Below are 14,868 nucleotides of genomic sequence, written 5' to 3'. Positions count from 1 at the left end.
TTCACCAGAGCGTGCCCCTTCAGCAGAAGCATCAGCCCATCGTACGAGAGGTGCGCCAACCAATGGCGCAATCATGGTAACCGCTCGCCCGGCGTCTGCGACTTGATGCCGGGCGGGGCGGCGGGGTTAAACGGTCTCCATGTTTTGAAAAGCGGTCAGGGGTGCCCAATATCAGCGTTATCAACCTGATCCGATCAGCACGCCCGCCGAAAAAACCAGTGCACCGCCAAGCACCACCTGAAACGCGGCGCGGAAGAAGGGCGTTTCCATGAAGCGGTTCTGAATCCAGGCGATGGCCCAAAGCTCGATAAACACCACGATGATCGCAATGATCGTGGCGGTCCAGAAATCGGGGATCAGGTAGGGCAGAGCGTGGCCCAGCCCGCCGACCGTGGTCATGATGCCGCTGGCAAAGCCGCGTTTGACCGGGCTGCCGCGGCCCGAAAGCTCTCCGTCATCGCTGGCGGCTTCGGTGAAGCCCATCGAGATGCCCGCCCCCACCGAGGCCGCGAGGCCCACAAGGAAGGTGGTCCAGGTGTCCTGCGTTGCAAAGGCGGTGGCGAAGATCGGCGCCAGGGTCGAGACCGAGCCATCCATCAGCCCCGCCAGTCCGGGTTGCACCCAGGTCAGCAGGAATTGCCGCTTGGCCGTCTTGTCCTCGGCCTCCAGCGCGTCATCATCAAGGTGCTCGGCCTCCAATTCTCCAGCGCGATTCTGGTGACCCGCCTCGGCAGCGGCCAGATCGCCCAGCAATTTGCGGGTGGCGGCATCCGAGGTGCGGGCCGCGGATTTGAGGTAGAAACGTTCGGCGTCGCGTTCCATCGCGGCGGCTTCTTCGCGGATACGCTCCAACCCCAGGTTTTCGATCAGCCAGACTGGGCGGCGGGCATAGAAACCAGCCACGTGTTCGCGCCGGATAAGGGGAATCACGTCGCCAAAGCGCTGCTGGTGAAGCTCGATCAGTTGCTGGCGGTGGCCGTCCTCCTCCTCGGCCATACCATCGAACACGCGCGCACTGTCAGGGAAATCGGCGCGCAGCATTTCGCCATAGCTGCGGTAGATGCGCGCGTCATCCTCTTCCGATGAAATGGCCAGCGCGAGGATTTCCTGTTCGCTCAGATCGGCAAAGCGGCGGCGCGAGGTGACTCCGGGGATCATGACATTTTCCTACATTAGAATAATTCTAAACTAACGATCCTGCGCTTCGGTTCAAGAGGCTTTGGGACAGCCGGTAGCCAATCGGAAATGAATCGCTAAACTCGCCCCCATGAAATCAGCATATGATTCTAGGGAGGAATGAAAATGCGCAAGATTTTGGGTGGTATGACCGCCGCGACACTGACACTCGCCTTCGCATCCGAGGCATTGGCGACGGAGTGGAATGTCTCGCTCTGGGGGAAACGCCGGGCGTTTACCGAACATGTTGAAAAGCTGGCTGAGCTGGTGAGTGAAAAGACCGGCGGTGAGTTCACGCTGAACATCAGCTATGGCGGCCTGAGCAAGAATAAGGAAAACTTGGACGGTATTTCCATCGGCGCTTTCGAGATGGCGCAGTTCTGCGCGGGCTATCACCGCGACAAGAACCGCACGATTACAGTGCTGGAACTGCCCTTCCTGGGGGTTGCCAATCTGGATGAGGAAGTGGCCGTGAGCCATGCGGTCTATGGCCATCCGGCGGTGCAGGACGAACTGGCACAGTGGAACGCCAAGCTGCTGATGACCTCGCCCATGCCGCAATATAATATCGTAGGCACTGGCGATCCGCGCGAAAAGCTGGCTGATTTCGAAGGCATGCGCGTGCGAGCAACCGGCGGGCTGGGCGATGCGTTCAAGGCCGTGGGTGCGGTGCCCACCTCGGTGACCGCGACCGAGGCCTATCAGGCGATGGAATCGGGTACGGTCGACACGGTGGCCTTTGCCCAGCATGCGCATCTGAGCTTTGGCACGATCAATCAGGCGAAATGGTGGACCGCGAACCTGAACCCCGGCACGGTCAACTGCCCGGTGGTGGTGAATATCGACGCGTATGAATCGCTGTCGGATGCCGAACGCGAGGCGCTGGACAGTTCGATCCCCGAAGCGATTGACCATTACCTTGCCAACTATGGCGAGCTGCTGACCAAATGGGACAGCATCCTGGAGGAAAAAGGCGTTCAGAAAGTTGAGATCAGCGAAGACGAGCTGGCCGCGTTCCGCGAAAAAGCCGCCGATCCGATCCGCGCTGCCTGGATCGCCGATATGGAAGCGCAGGGCCTGCCCGGTCAGGAGCTTTATGATCTGGTGATGTCGACGCTGAAAGAAAAGCGGATGTCGAACTGATCCTTGGCGGGGCCGCACCGCGTGGCGCGGCCCTGCTGATCGGGCAAGGGTAACATGTCGGGAAATTCAACCGTATTGCAGGATGACAGCCTGCTGAGCCGGCTGGACCGCGGGCTTTTGAAGCTGGAGCGGTTCTTTGCGCTGCTGAGCGGTGTGGCCGCGTTTTCGCTGATGTTCCTTGCGGCCTATTCGGTCGGCGGGCGCGAGTTTTTCGAAATGCCTCTGGCGGGCTATGTCGACTGGATCGAGGCGCTGATGCCGCTGATCGCGATCATGGGCGTCGCCTATGTGCAGCGCGAGGGCGGGCATATCCGGATGGACATTCTGATCGGTGTTTTGCGGGGGCGGGCCCTGTGGGCGTTGGAATTACTCACCGTATCGCTGATGCTGATGCTGATGATTGCGCTGGTCTGGGGCAGCTGGGCGCATTTCGACCGCAGCTTTGACATGACCAAACCGTTATGGAGCCGGGATAGTTCGATCGACATCGGCCTGCCGATCTGGCCGATGAAACTGCTGGTGCCTGTCGCCTTTTCGGTGCTGTGCCTGCGTCTGGCGTTACAGGTCTGGGCCTATGGCCGCGCGCTGGTGCTGGGGCTGGAACGGCCCGCAGCAGTCCCGCTTTACCGGTCGGTGGCCGAACAGGCCGAGGCCGAAGCGCATACATTGGAAGGGGCCGACTGATGGGGTCGATCGAAATTGGCCTCTGGGTAACTGCGGGCATGCTGGCGATGGTGGTGATCGGCATGCGCGTTGCGTTTGCCGCCGGGTTGGCCGGTTTCGTCGGGTTGGTCTGGCTGCGCTGGAACGGGTTCGATTACGATCCGGCGCGGTTTGGCAAGGCGCTGGAGATCAGCGTCAAGGTGGCCGGTCAGGTGCCGCATTCCAAGGTGTCGGCCCATGCGCTGAGCCTGATCCCGACCTTCATCCTGATCGGGTATCTGGCCTATTACGCGCGCCTGACCACGGCGCTTTTCGAGGCGGCGAAACGCTGGATCGCCTGGGTGCCGGGGGGCCTGGCCGTGTCGACCGTGTTTGCGACCGCGGGTTTTGCGGCCGTATCCGGGGCCTCGGTTGCAACGGCGGCGGTGTTCGCGCGTATCGCCATCCCCGAGATGCTGAAGATCGGCTATAACAAGCAATTCGCGGCTGGCGTGGTGGCAGCTGGGGGCACGCTTGCCTCGCTCATTCCGCCGTCGGCCATTCTGGTAATTTACGCCATTATCGTCGAACAGGACGTGGGTAAACTTCTGCTGGCGGGGTTCATTCCGGGTGCGTTTTCGGCGGTGATCTATGCGCTGTTGATCATCACGATTGCGGTGGTGTTCAAGAATGTCGGCCCGCCGGTGGGGGGCTTCACCTGGCGCGAGCGGTTCGTGGCGCTGTTGCCGGCACTGCCCATCGTGGCGGTGGTCGTGATCATCATCTTCTTTGTCTACAACCCTTTCGGCGATGCCTGGGGCACGCCCACCGAAGGCGGGGCCGTGGGCGCGTTCATCGTTTTCCTGATGGCGTTGGCACGAGGTCTGAGATGGGCGCAGTTGAAAGAGGCGCTGATCGAGACCGCCAAGTTGACGGTGATGATCTTTACCATCATCTGGGGCGTGCTGATCTATGTGCGGTTCCTGGGTTTTGCCGATCTGCCGGGCGCGTTCGCCGACTGGATCACGTCACTTGATATGGCACCACTGCTGATCCTGGTCTGCATCCTGCTGGCCTATGCGGTGCTGGGCATGTTCATGGATGCGATCGGCATGCTGCTTCTGACCCTGCCGGTGGTATATCCGGCGGTCATGGCATTGAACGGCGGCGAGAGCGTGGCGGCAGCGGACAGCGCCTTTGGCATGTCAGGCACGATGTGCGCGATCTGGTTCGGGATATTGGTTGTGAAAATGGCCGAATTCTGCCTGATCACCCCGCCTATCGGATTGAATTGTTTCGTCGTGGCCGGTGTGCGCGATGACCTGACGGTGCAGGATGTCTTTCGGGGCGTGACGCCGTTTTTTGTCGCTGATGCGATTACCATCGCTTTGTTGGTGGCGTTTCCGTGGATCGTGCTCTGGCTGCCCAGTCAGGCCGGATAGCTCTCTGTTCCCAGATTGAGTGCGCTGTCGCTCACGCCTGATCTCTTGTCCTCCGCGCTTTGCGCGGCGTCCTCGCATTGGCGGTTGGGATCGGTGTCATCCACTAATTGACCTTGCGTCGTATTTTTCCATGCGGGAGATGGTCAAAGAAAAAACACAATGAAATCAGCGCCTAAACGCTTTTCTGTAACGTGACGTCAAAAAAGTGAACTATTTAGTTCATTTTCCTCTTGTAAACTGAACTACACGGTTTATTTATCGTAATGTGAACTGTTTAGTTCAGAAAGGAAAATGAGATGAAAAACCCCCTTATCGCCTTGGCCGTTGCCCTTTCGTTGACTGCCGCGCCCGTGATGGCGCAGAGCTTTGATATGGGTAGTCTGACCCCCACACTGGATTTCCCGGAGCCCAAACCGGAACCGGTGAGCAAGAACAATTCTGGCATTAACAAGTGATCCACTCACGGCATGCGGGCAGGGAAGCCTGCCCGCATCACGCAGATTTGCTTGCGGCAGGCACCCTGACCTGACTAGACTGGTAAAGCCAGTTGGAGGACGTGCATGACGGCAATGGCCGCAGAAATCAAAAAAGGCCGGAAATTCGACCAGGTCCTTGAAGGCGCGCGCAGTATCTTTATGCGCGACGGTTTTGAAGGGGCCAGCGTGGATGACATCGCCCGCGAAGCTGGTGTGTCGAAAGCCACCCTCTACAGCTATTTTCCGGATAAGCGACTCCTGTTTTCCGAGGTTGCACGTATCGAATGCAACCGGCAGGCAGAAGAGGCATTACAGGTGATCGGTGTCGGTGCGCCGATCGAGGTCGTGCTGCACGAAGCCGCCAGCCGGATCGTACGCTTCTTTCTGTCGGATTTCGGCCTGCAGGTGTTCCGCATCTGTGTTTCGGAATCCTATCGCTTTCCCGAGCTTGGCCAAAGGTTCTACAATTCCGGCCCGGCTTTGGTGCGCGAGCGCATGAGCAAGGTCTTGAGACCTTATGTCGAGCAGGGTGTTCTGAAGATAGACGACATGGATTTGGCGGCGAACCAGTTTGGTGAACTATGCAAGAGCGATTTGTTCGTTCGTTGCCTGTGCGGTGTCGGATGCGATGTGTCTGAGGAAAACGTCGAGCGCGTGATCAACGGTGCGGTCGAGATGTTCCTGGCCCGCTACAAGGCTACCTGATCCCCACAAAGCGGGATCTTTTTCGACGGTCGGCGAAACTAACCTTCACTTTCAAACGTGTCTTCTTGTGCCCGCGCCAAAGGAAGACAGAATGCCCGATCCGCAAATATCAGCGCCTTTTCAGTGCGAATCTCTCGCGGAAATCTCGAATGTCAGAGACGCCCAATGACTGTCCCAGGCAAGGTCGGTGTCCGTATTGTTCAGCACCATATGCACGGCATTCAGCAAATATCGCCCGCCTTTGGTAACTGGCACCATCGCGCGGCCATCCTGATCGGTGGTGACCGCGCTCAGCGTTGTTGTCTTGCTGTTGTGAAAGACATTGATTTGTTGCTGCGCCAATGGCGCGCCTTGCCACAGAAGCTGCACAGGCAGTTCCTGTTGATCCGGTGCAAGCAGGTAGGGCGAGACAAGAGCCACCAATTCAATCGCCAGGCCGATCCGTCTGTCTGCGTCACCGGTTTGCGGTTCACCGACCTGTACCAGCGATTTCGCGTAGCGGCGGTACCCTTCGGTAAAGCCGGTCTTCGGCAGCCCGGCCCTGAGATGCGCCGCGACTGCCCAGTCATTACCCTCGTAGGCAACGTAGGTGTTGAACAGCTCCCAATCGTCGAATTTCAACCGATCGGTGGTGGATTCGTAGGCCAGAATATGCAGACCAGTCGATATTTCAGGCAAGCGCGCCGCCGGAACATCACCGACCGTGCCGGTGATGTCGTTTGTGCCCTTGGGGCCGGATACAGAAAACTGCGTCAACCGCCCCGGCAGCAGCGGATAAACCGCGCCCGCGTAGTTTTGACCGACCTTCAGATTTGCTTCAAGAGTGTCACCGGGCGACAGGATGTGGTCTATGGGGTCAATCCAGAACTCATGCGCGCCAACGCTGAAAGGGCAAGCGACGAGCAGAGCGAGAACGGCAATAAGGAAACGCGGTATCATGCGCAGCATTAACATCCGATCCAAGTGGCGTGAACAAGCGTATTGTTGGCGTTCACAAATCCTGGCTATTTGGTTTCTGACGGTGGCTTCCTTGTGCGCAAGTCTGGCACAGGCCCACGAATTGAACCCTGCTATCGTCAATATGGAATTGGGAGATGACGGTGCGGTTCGGCTGGAACTGGCGACCAATTTGGAAGCCTTGATCGCCGGAATCGGACCCGAGCATGATAGAACAGAGAATGCACCGCAGTCCGAGAGATACGAGGCACTGCGCCGTCTGTCGCCTGCTGATCTGAAGGCAGCGTTCCTTGAATTCGAGCAACAGTTTCTGGAAGGGTTGAGCCTGAAGGAAAAGCAAACACGTCTGGTTTTGGAACGCGACGACTTGGATATTCCCGAGATTGGTGATCCAAACCTGCCAAGGCGTACCGTGCTGGCCTACTCAGGACAGTTACCTACAGGGGCGCCGTCGCTTACCTGGCATTACAAAGAGGTATTTGGTCCGGTCGTCTTGCGGATAACCCGCCAGGGAGAGGTGGCCCCGTTCTATGCAAATCTGCTGGCCGCGGGCGCAAGTGAGACCATCGAACTGACCCCTGCCGTGGCAGCGGCATCGACCAGCGATACAGTGCTGCGGTACATCAAGCTGGGATTTGACCATATTCTGCCCAAGGGGCTGGACCATGTGCTTTTTATTGTCGGACTTTTCCTGCTGAGCGCACGATTGAAACCGTTGTTGCTGCAAGTCACGACATTCACACTGGCGCATTCGGTTACGTTGGCCATGGGGCTATTGGGATGGATCAACATACCGGGATCGATCGTCGAGCCGCTGATCGCCCTGTCGATCGTATTCGTGGCAATTGAAAACATCTTCACCCAGAACCTGCATCGCTGGCGCATGGTCATCGTTTTTGGCTTTGGGTTGCTGCACGGGCTGGGGTTTGCCGGTGTGTTGCGTGAACTTGCCATCGGCGATGGGCAGTTCGCCGCCAGCTTAATTGGTTTCAATGTCGGCGTTGAGCTGGGGCAGGTGGCCGTTGTGCTGCTATGTTACGCGGCAGTCGGATATTGGTTCGGGGCGCGGAACTGGTATCACGCGCGGGTTGTCGTACCCGCGTCGGTCGTGATCGCGATGATTGCCGGCTATTGGTTCTTTGAACGGGTTGGCGTCCTTGCCTGACGGCCTATGTCGAAGCGGTCTTTTGCTGGATTTTCAGGATGATGAATTCCGCCGGGCGCAGCGGTGCAAAACCCACATGGATATTCACCACGCCGCGATCAATATCACTTTGTGTCATGGTTTCACCAAGACCCACTTTGACGAAATATGCGTCTGATGTTCTGCTACCTCGCAGGGCGCCCTGTCGCCAGAGCAGGGTCATGAAATTTCCGATCTGTGATTTCAAAGCGGTCCAGGTTGCCTCGGTGTTCGGTGCAAAGACCACTGATTCAATCCCCTTATAAAGCGATTCCTCGATCATGTTTGCGAAACGGCGGACGGGGACATAGCGGAATTCCGAGGCGTTGCCCGCCATTGTGCGTGCGCCCCAAACCAGAATACCTCTCCCACTGAACCTGCGGATTGCGTTGATCGACTTGCCGCTGGCAGTCTGGTTCAGGTCTGTCTGCTGCCGGTCACTGATGGGCACCATCGGGCTGATCACACCGTTTGCCGATGTGCCAGCCGGGGCCTTCCAGACACCGCGTGTACTGTCTGTTCTGGCGTAGATGCCTGCCATTGCTGCGCCGGGGGGCAACGCATTGGCGCTGTCTGCCATTGCCTGTGTGATGTCCCGATAGAGCTGTGATGACGCTCGCAGATCAGTGTCGAGGCTTTGCGCGGCTTCATCTTGCTCAGCCGCGTCTGAGGAAATGCCCGCCAATACATCTGGCAAGCCTGCCTGGGCATCGTCATCAACGACAAAGACCGTGCGCCTTGTACTCTTTAAACCATCCCCATCGGTCACGATCAGTTCAAATTGACCGGGTGTCGTGGCGTCGGCATCGCGGACAAAACTTATCTTGCCGTTCTTCAACCCCTTCTGACGAAAGCCTGCCCGTGGTCTGGTCTTGCCGGTTCGCATGATATGCCCGGTCATCCGGCCATCATCCAGAACGCTGAAGCGCAGGTTCCGATCAGGACTGTCGTCCTGTGCCTCGAAATCATCGGGGCTGAGTAGGACGGTCTGCCCTGGCGCGGCGACGATGGTGAAATCACCTGTCAAGCGGGGCGCGGTCAATTGACCGGTGTTCAGCGTCGGCTCGGAATTTGAAAGCAGCGTTGCCAATAATGGGCGGCTGCCGGGTTCGATATTCTGGTAGGTGAAGTCCCGGGCAAGGAAAACCGAAGTGTTCAACCACGGATAATAGGCTGCACCATGTTCCAGTGCGTCGGTGCCGATATCCGTGCGAAACGCCTTTATCGGGTCACCCCGCGGGCTTTTCCGATCCATAAATCCCCCGGGAATATCAAGGATTGCAAAGCGGTTTCGCTGCCCTGCGCCAGAATGGGCCAGCATGGCCTGACTGACCTGCGCGGCCTGCGCACGCGGCAGCCTTGTGACCTCGGGAATGACCAGCAGGGTCGGCGCATCTTCGTCGTTGAGCGCAGAGAGGGCTGCCTGCATCTTCGTGGCATCGAACGGATGATCATATGACCCGACCGAAATCACATGACATGGCCCGCCGCCGTTCATGAAGAAATGCCGCAATGTACCATAGAGCGTATAGGCGGGGTTGGTCTGAACCAGCGCATAGATTTCAGCCCCGGCAGCAAAGAGTATCTCGGGCAGGTCCGGGGGCAGGGTTGCGCCCGCGTCGCTGAGGGGGGAGATGCCATTGCGGATAACATGTTTTTCGATCCGGAAAATCGGCTTGGGTGCGCCCCCGAAACTGCGGTGATAGTCGGCCATCGAGCTGATGCGATGCGAAACGCCGGTCAGTGGTGTTTCTCCGTCCAATGCCTGTTCCGTATGGCCGATAAAGACGGGCAGTGCCGTAGCCACCTGTGCAATTGGCGGGGGTGGCGCCCCTATCTCAGAGACAAAGACACCGGGGGTCAGAAATTCGGGCATAGAATGATCCTGCTTTGAAATTTGCTAAAAATTGATATCTCAAAGCGTAGCCGCCATCGGATAAAAATCAACAAGAGCAGGGCGCATAAGAAAAACGCCGCCGGTCGGGTGACCAGCGGCGCTCTTTGATTGTCCCTCGGGCGACCGGCTTATGCTGCCAGTGCTGCCTTGGCCTGATCGACGATTGCGCTGAACGCAGCAGGTTCGTGCACGGCCAGATCGGCCAGCACCTTGCGATCCACTTCGACACCGGCCAGGTTCAGACCGTTGATGAAGCGCGAGTACGTCAGTGCTTCGTCATGGCTGCGCACGGCGGCGTTGATCCGCTGGATCCACAGGGCGCGGAAGTTGCGCTTGCGGTTCTTGCGGTCACGGGTGGCGTATTGGTTGGCCTTGTCGACGGCCTGTGCGGCCACCTTGAAGGTATTCTTGCGACGTCCGTAATAGCCTTTGGCGGCTTTGACGACTTTCTTGTGACGGGCGTGGGTAACTGTCCCACCTTTAACGCGTGCCATCTGTCAAATCCTCCTTAGCGAGCGTAGGGCATCATTGGCTTGATGATACCTTCATCAGCCTTTGACAGCGTGGTCGTGCCACGCGCGTTGCGGAGAAATTTGTTGGTGCGTTTGATCATGCCGTGACGCTTGCCGGCCTGTGCGGCCACCACGCGGCCACTGGCCGTCACTTTGAACCGCTTCTTGCAGCTCGATTTGGTCTTCATCTTGGGCATTTCCGGCTCCTCTTTAGTCAGTCGGTCGGACGCGCGACTCGGCATGCCACTTGGCCGGACGCGCGCGTGAGAGGCGCCGTATACGCCCCATCCCCGTGTTACGCAAGGGGGATTCGAGCGGTACAGAAGGCTTGGTCAGGAAATAAACCGGGCAATGACCCGCACAAAGACATCCGGTATTTCATTCAGCGCATAGCCACCGGGTTTCTGACTGATCGCCCAGACAACCAGTGCACCCGAGGCGATGATGGTAAACGCCGCCACGCGCGGTGCCCGTCCCTCTGAGAAAGCAGACAGGATCGACGGGACGGAAAAGACCGCCAATATCAATCCTATTGTCAGTGCAAGATCAGGATCCACGTCACTCTTTCCCAGAAAAACTAGGTTCTCTGACCGAGTTTACCCGCGATCCGTTGAATAAATCAAACTTTCCTGACAGGGCGCAACCCTGAGAATATTGGTGGTGCCGGGCACGTTGAAGGGCACGCCCGCCGTTACCACGATCTGATCTAAGGCACTGGCATATCCTTGGGTGCGTGCGGCCCGTGCGGCGTTGATAACCGCCATCTTGAAACGATCCAGACGTTCGGTCATCACGCAGTTCACCCCCCAACTCAGGCCCAACCGGCGCGCGGTATCCATCTCGCTGCTCAGCGCCAGAATCGGCACGCGCGGGCGTTCACGCGCGGTCAGCAGCGCGGTGGTGCCGGATTGGGTGAAACAGCAGATCGCCTTGATGTCGGTGGTCTCGGCGATTTCCCGGGCTGCGGCGACAATGCCATCGGCGACCGTGGTCCGGGACGCCTTGCGCGAGGCTTCGATGATCTGGGTGTAGGTCGGATCGTCCTCGACCTCGCGGGCGACGTTATCCATCGTCGTCACCGCCTCGATCGGATAACTGCCCGCCGCCGATTCCGCTGACAGCATGATCGCATCTGCGCCTTCGTAGATGGCGGTGGCCACGTCGCTGACTTCGGCGCGGGTGGGCATCGGGCTTTCGATCATCGATTCCAACATCTGTGTGGCAACGATCACAGGTTTCGCCGCAGTCCGACAGGTTCGCACAAGGCGCTTCTGTATCGGCGGCACGTTCTGGACAGGTAGCTCCACACCCAGATCGCCCCGTGCCACCATGATCCCGTCGGACGCCGCAAGAATGGCGTTAAACCGTTCAACTGCCGAGGGTTTTTCGATCTTGGACAAGATCGCGGCGCGGCCTTTGCAAAGCGCACGCGCTTCGTTCACATCCTCGGGCCGCTGCACGAAACTGAGGGCCAGCCAGTCCACGCCAAGCTCGCAGACAAACTCCAGATCGGCGCGGTCCTTCTCGCTTAGGGCTGCCAGCGGCAGCATCACATCGGGCACGTTCACCCCCTTCCGGTTCGAGATCGTGCCGCCCGCGACAACCACGCAATCGGCGAAATCCTTGCCGCATTCGGTGACCTTCAGGCGGATTTTTCCGTCATTGACCAGCAGGCTGGAGCCGGGTTCAAGGGCCGCAAAAATCTCGGGATGGGGCAGGCAGACCCGGGTGAGATCGCCATCGGCCTCATCCAGATCCAGCCGGAAAGCCGCGCCGTTCTCAAGCTCTTCTTCCTCGTTGGCAAAGACACCGACCCGCAGCTTTGGCCCCTGGAGATCAGCCAGAATGGCGATGGGGCTGTTCAGGTCCTTTTCGACCTGCCGGATGATCCGATGCTTTTCGACGATGCCTTCATGGGCGCCGTCGCTGTGACTCATGTTCAGGCGAAACACATCGGCACCGGCCTCGTGCAGGGCGCGGATGGTATCGTAATCCTCGGAGGCGGGGCCGAGGGTGGCCACGATCTTGACATTGCGATGACGTCTCATGGGTCTGACCTGCCGTTCTTAAGGGCCCAAGCGTCGGGCGAAGTTTCCTGTCTTGTCAACACGCTTGTCGGGTCTGCGGTGATGGTGACCGCTTTTCGACGTTATCGCTAACAAATCTTGCGATCCTTATTACCCAATTCACATTCCGGGGCAACTGTCCTAGAGGAGTGGAGAAGGAACAAGACAACCCGATGACATACCAACCTTTCATGATCGAGGGGGCCGATCGTCCCGCCCGGTGGCTGGTCACCTGTGACCACGCAGCCAACACCGTGCCCGAGTTTGTCAACGGCGGCACGCTGGGGCTGGCGGCGGAGGATATGGCCCGTCATATCGCCTATGACGTGGGTGCCGCAGGGGTGGCGCGGGCGCTGGGGCGGCTTTTGGATGCGCCGGTCTTGTGTTCGAATTTCTCGCGTCTGGTGATTGATCCGAACCGGGGCGAGGATGATCCGACCCTGTTGATGAAGCTGTACGATGGCACGATCATCGAAGGTAATCGCCACGCGGATCAGGCCGAGCTGGAACGCCGTCTGAACAAGCTCTACCGGCCCTATCACACTGCGTTGTCAGAGATGGCGACGCGGCAACCGGGGACGATCATCTGTTCGGTGCATAGCTTTACGCGGCAGTTCGTGGGCCGTCCGCCACGGCCCTGGCATGTGGGGCTGCTCTATGCCGTGGATGACCGGCTGGCCAAACCCCTGCTGGCAAGGTTGGGGGAGGAGAGCGACCTGTGCGTCGGTGACAATGAGCCCTATAGCGGCCATCTGGCAGGCGACACGATTGCGCGTCATGCGATTGCCTATGAGCGGCCCAATATCCTGTTGGAGCTGCGCAACGATCTGATCGAGACGCCCGAAAGCCAGGAGGCCTGGGCCGGTCGCCTTGCGCCCATGCTGACCGAGGCGGCCGAAAAAGCCGGGGTCTGAGGCTGCGGTTCACCGCCGTGGAAGGGCCGTTCGGATCGGCCCGAAAGTGATGTGAAAACCGCCTAAATCCAGAAAGCCGGTGAGAATCGGGTTAACACGCTGAAAACGCTGAAAAACCCATGTCGGTATAACGTCGGTATTTTGTCGGTATTATATCGGTATGAAATTCGGTGTTTTGCCGGGTTAACGGTGCGCACGGCATGAGTGGCTGCAACGCGGACTTTGCTGTCATCTGTGTAGAACATGTCAATGACCGCTTCGAGATGCACACCGATCAAGCGATCCGTCACCATTTTCCGATCATGCAGTCCTTTTTGTCAAAGAAAAACATGACGCCGGGTTCTTTTGAAAAATTCAAGGGCGGTACAGTAAATACGCGTACAGCGACGGACCATACCTCAGGCGAACCGCTCCTAAAGGGAGGTTGCCGGTCGTCTTCAAATTCCCATTCTCGTGCTTCTGCCGCCTCAATAATAGATAATCTCGTTACACACCCTGAAGTTGCGGCATCTTTGACAAACTGACCATAGGCACGCTGGAAACCGCGGACATTACGAACGTCCCAAGCTATCAAGGACTGGTAAGCCAGGAGACAGAGCAAGATGAAGATTATACCCCAATAGTTCAAAACTCTCATTTTAAGCGCTGTTTCTCTTCATAAATTGTTCCTGTTCTCCAATGTGATTGGGATGACAAACATCCGCAAGCGGCCATTTGAACGTTGCACAGCATCGGTCGCTTTGGGCTCAAAGCGGTCATAAGCTCAGAGTTCTCTGTTTGCTCGCTCGAACTCGTCCAAAAACTCCAGAGTTTAGCCTGTGTCATTTTGCTAAGGAACGCTTTGCTCGCGTGCAGACGAGCGCAAAGGCTATATCAGCATGCTTGGTCGCCATGGGTAGATAGCGGCGGACGAGGTCAACAGCGGGCAAGCTACGTAATCCGCCGACGCTTCTGTGCACGTCTGCCAAAGCAACCAACACAGCTCAAAGCACCTAATAACAGTGGTAGCGATGCGGGCAGCGGAACTATCGCTGGAAACACTAAGGCATCCCCCAGATGACCGGATGCAATGAATGGTTGACCGCCATCGCACAATCCGCCGCGTTTACCGCCGATGTTTATCGAGTAAGTGCAAGCCTTGAAGCGCGAGGGGCCCGTAAAGGCTAACTGATAACCATCGTATCTGGTGTTGGGTTCAGACGAAAAAAGTGCAGTCCCCCGAGAGGAAGAAACAACATTTAGAACCGCTTTCCCGGACTTGTCTGTGGTCACCAAAACCTGGCTGGGGTCATCAAATGTGTTATTGAACCCGTTGACCCGTGCAGCCTGCCCGACCAGATTCGAACCGGCTATCGATACAACTTGAGCGCCCAATAGGTCTCGCATTGCGAAAACCTCATCGAAAGGATCGGAACTACCGTTATCCAAAACGAGCGCCAAGACAGATGTTTTGCCCGCGAAGGCATCATAGCTACCGCCCTTTTCGGTGAATGCAGGCATGTCAAAGTAGAATGTGAAGCTGGCAGCTTTAGCTTCATTCTGTTGGATTATTGAAAAAAACAGTGCAGCTGTCACAGCTAGTATTCTCTTCATCTTCAGTCCTTCTATCTTCACAAACTCTTGAACCTACAATCAAAAACACATCTCCATCCCAAAAATCAACAACCTTTTAGTGTTCTTATTAGCTACCTCACAGTCTTAGGTAAAATCGCATCAAGCAAAACTTGCACAAATTCAGGTTGCGCTACTGGGGAG

The 14,868-nt window shown here is 57.7% G+C and carries 15 protein-coding genes; 7 read left to right on the top strand and 8 right to left on the bottom strand.

The genetic code is table 11. From position 1 onward, the window contains the following. Positions 1 to 180 precede the first annotated feature (180 nt). On the bottom strand, positions 181 to 1,158 hold the full coding sequence (mbfA, locus tag Q1B27_RS23795; RefSeq protein ID WP_299852427.1) for an iron exporter MbfA: 978 nt from the start codon (positions 1,156 to 1,158) through the stop codon (positions 181 to 183). 144 nt (positions 1,159 to 1,302) lie between these two features. On the opposite strand from mbfA, the gene Q1B27_RS23790 reads away from it, so the two are divergent. The 5 genes from Q1B27_RS23790 (at position 1,303) to Q1B27_RS23770 (ending at position 5,584) form a co-directional block, all read left to right on the top strand. Then, a complete protein-coding gene (locus tag Q1B27_RS23790; RefSeq protein WP_299852424.1) occupies positions 1,303 to 2,319 on the top strand; it encodes a C4-dicarboxylate TRAP transporter substrate-binding protein in 1,017 nt (338 codons plus the stop codon). A gap of 54 nt (positions 2,320 to 2,373) precedes the next feature. After that, a complete protein-coding gene (locus Q1B27_RS23785; RefSeq protein ID WP_299852421.1) occupies positions 2,374 to 3,003 on the top strand; it encodes a TRAP transporter small permease subunit in 630 nt (209 codons plus the stop codon). Beyond that, positions 3,003 to 4,403: a TRAP transporter large permease gene (locus tag Q1B27_RS23780; RefSeq protein WP_299852418.1), complete on the top strand. Its 1,401-nt coding sequence runs from the start codon at positions 3,003 to 3,005 to the stop codon at positions 4,401 to 4,403. Before Q1B27_RS23785 ends, Q1B27_RS23780 begins: the two co-directional genes overlap by 1 nt. Positions 4,404 to 4,699: 296 nt before the next feature. After that, positions 4,700 to 4,858 carry a hypothetical protein gene (locus Q1B27_RS23775; RefSeq protein ID WP_299852415.1) on the top strand — a complete coding sequence of 53 codons (159 nt, stop codon included), beginning with the start codon at positions 4,700 to 4,702 and terminating at the stop codon, positions 4,856 to 4,858. A gap of 105 nt (positions 4,859 to 4,963) precedes the next feature. Beyond that, a complete protein-coding gene (locus tag Q1B27_RS23770) occupies positions 4,964 to 5,584 on the top strand; it encodes a TetR/AcrR family transcriptional regulator (protein WP_299852412.1) in 621 nt (206 codons plus the stop codon). Positions 5,585 to 5,704: 120 nt separating this feature from the next. Here the strand turns inward: Q1B27_RS23770 and Q1B27_RS23765 are convergent, their stop codons facing one another. Then, entirely contained in the window at positions 5,705 to 6,532 is an 828-nt protein-coding gene (locus Q1B27_RS23765) for a DUF4198 domain-containing protein (RefSeq protein WP_299852409.1), read from the bottom strand. A gap of 82 nt (positions 6,533 to 6,614) precedes the next feature. Between Q1B27_RS23765 and Q1B27_RS23760 the strand changes: the two genes are divergently transcribed. Next, the gene (locus Q1B27_RS23760) at positions 6,615 to 7,706 is read left to right on the top strand and encodes a HupE/UreJ family protein (RefSeq protein WP_299852406.1); all 1,092 of its coding nucleotides are present in this window, start codon (positions 6,615 to 6,617) and stop codon (positions 7,704 to 7,706) included. Between the two features lie 4 nt (positions 7,707 to 7,710). Here the strand turns inward: Q1B27_RS23760 and Q1B27_RS23755 are convergent, their stop codons facing one another. The 5 genes from Q1B27_RS23755 to pyk form a co-directional block, all read right to left on the bottom strand. Continuing rightward, complete coding sequence (locus tag Q1B27_RS23755; protein ID WP_299852403.1) at positions 7,711 to 9,600, bottom strand: phage tail sheath C-terminal domain-containing protein; 1,890 nt, start codon at positions 9,598 to 9,600, stop codon at positions 7,711 to 7,713. A 149-nt stretch (positions 9,601 to 9,749) separates the two neighbouring features. After that, complete coding sequence (rplT, locus tag Q1B27_RS23750; protein ID WP_299852400.1) at positions 9,750 to 10,115, bottom strand: 50S ribosomal protein L20; 366 nt, start codon at positions 10,113 to 10,115, stop codon at positions 9,750 to 9,752. Positions 10,116 to 10,129: 14 nt separating this feature from the next. Next, on the bottom strand, positions 10,130 to 10,330 hold the full coding sequence (gene rpmI, locus Q1B27_RS23745) for a 50S ribosomal protein L35 (protein ID WP_080454996.1): 201 nt from the start codon (positions 10,328 to 10,330) through the stop codon (positions 10,130 to 10,132). 135 nt (positions 10,331 to 10,465) lie between these two features. Then, positions 10,466 to 10,690 (bottom strand): hypothetical protein, encoded by a 225-nt coding sequence (locus Q1B27_RS23740; RefSeq protein WP_299852391.1) that lies wholly within the window; start codon positions 10,688 to 10,690, stop codon positions 10,466 to 10,468. 39 nt (positions 10,691 to 10,729) lie between these two features. Beyond that, positions 10,730 to 12,181 (bottom strand): pyruvate kinase, encoded by a 1,452-nt coding sequence (gene pyk, locus Q1B27_RS23735; RefSeq protein WP_299852388.1) that lies wholly within the window; start codon positions 12,179 to 12,181, stop codon positions 10,730 to 10,732. 191 nt (positions 12,182 to 12,372) lie between these two features. Here pyk and Q1B27_RS23730 point away from each other — a divergent pair, with 191 nt between their 5' ends. After that, positions 12,373 to 13,113 (top strand): N-formylglutamate amidohydrolase, encoded by a 741-nt coding sequence (locus Q1B27_RS23730; protein ID WP_299852385.1) that lies wholly within the window; start codon positions 12,373 to 12,375, stop codon positions 13,111 to 13,113. A gap of 930 nt (positions 13,114 to 14,043) precedes the next feature. On the opposite strand, the gene Q1B27_RS23725 is transcribed toward Q1B27_RS23730, so the two are convergent. Continuing rightward, on the bottom strand, positions 14,044 to 14,706 hold the full coding sequence (locus Q1B27_RS23725) for a hypothetical protein (protein WP_299852382.1): 663 nt from the start codon (positions 14,704 to 14,706) through the stop codon (positions 14,044 to 14,046). Positions 14,707 to 14,868 lie beyond the last annotated feature (162 nt).

This window comes from uncultured Roseovarius sp. (assembly GCF_947489715.1).
Classification (GTDB): domain Bacteria; phylum Pseudomonadota; class Alphaproteobacteria; order Rhodobacterales; family Rhodobacteraceae; genus Roseovarius.
Note: the sequence above shows the minus strand (reverse complement) of the source record. Positions and strands in the feature narration are given on the sequence as shown.

Coding starts and splice junctions, on each gene's coding strand:
- rplT (WP_299852400.1), bottom strand. CDS start 10,115: ATGGCACGCGTTAAAGGTGGGACAGTTACCCACGCCCGTCACAAGAAA.
- rpmI (WP_080454996.1), bottom strand. CDS start 10,330: ATGCCCAAGATGAAGACCAAATCGAGCTGCAAGAAGCGGTTCAAAGTG.
- Q1B27_RS23785 (WP_299852421.1), top strand. CDS start 2,374: ATGTCGGGAAATTCAACCGTATTGCAGGATGACAGCCTGCTGAGCCGG.
- Q1B27_RS23770 (WP_299852412.1), top strand. CDS start 4,964: ATGACGGCAATGGCCGCAGAAATCAAAAAAGGCCGGAAATTCGACCAG.
- mbfA (WP_299852427.1), bottom strand. CDS start 1,158: ATGATCCCCGGAGTCACCTCGCGCCGCCGCTTTGCCGATCTGAGCGAA.
- Q1B27_RS23775 (WP_299852415.1), top strand. CDS start 4,700: ATGAAAAACCCCCTTATCGCCTTGGCCGTTGCCCTTTCGTTGACTGCC.
- Q1B27_RS23755 (WP_299852403.1), bottom strand. CDS start 9,600: ATGCCCGAATTTCTGACCCCCGGTGTCTTTGTCTCTGAGATAGGGGCG.
- Q1B27_RS23730 (WP_299852385.1), top strand. CDS start 12,373: ATGACATACCAACCTTTCATGATCGAGGGGGCCGATCGTCCCGCCCGG.
- pyk (WP_299852388.1), bottom strand. CDS start 12,181: ATGAGACGTCATCGCAATGTCAAGATCGTGGCCACCCTCGGCCCCGCC.
- Q1B27_RS23765 (WP_299852409.1), bottom strand. CDS start 6,532: ATGCTGCGCATGATACCGCGTTTCCTTATTGCCGTTCTCGCTCTGCTC.
- Q1B27_RS23780 (WP_299852418.1), top strand. CDS start 3,003: ATGGGGTCGATCGAAATTGGCCTCTGGGTAACTGCGGGCATGCTGGCG.
- Q1B27_RS23790 (WP_299852424.1), top strand. CDS start 1,303: ATGCGCAAGATTTTGGGTGGTATGACCGCCGCGACACTGACACTCGCC.
- Q1B27_RS23725 (WP_299852382.1), bottom strand. CDS start 14,706: ATGAAGAGAATACTAGCTGTGACAGCTGCACTGTTTTTTTCAATAATC.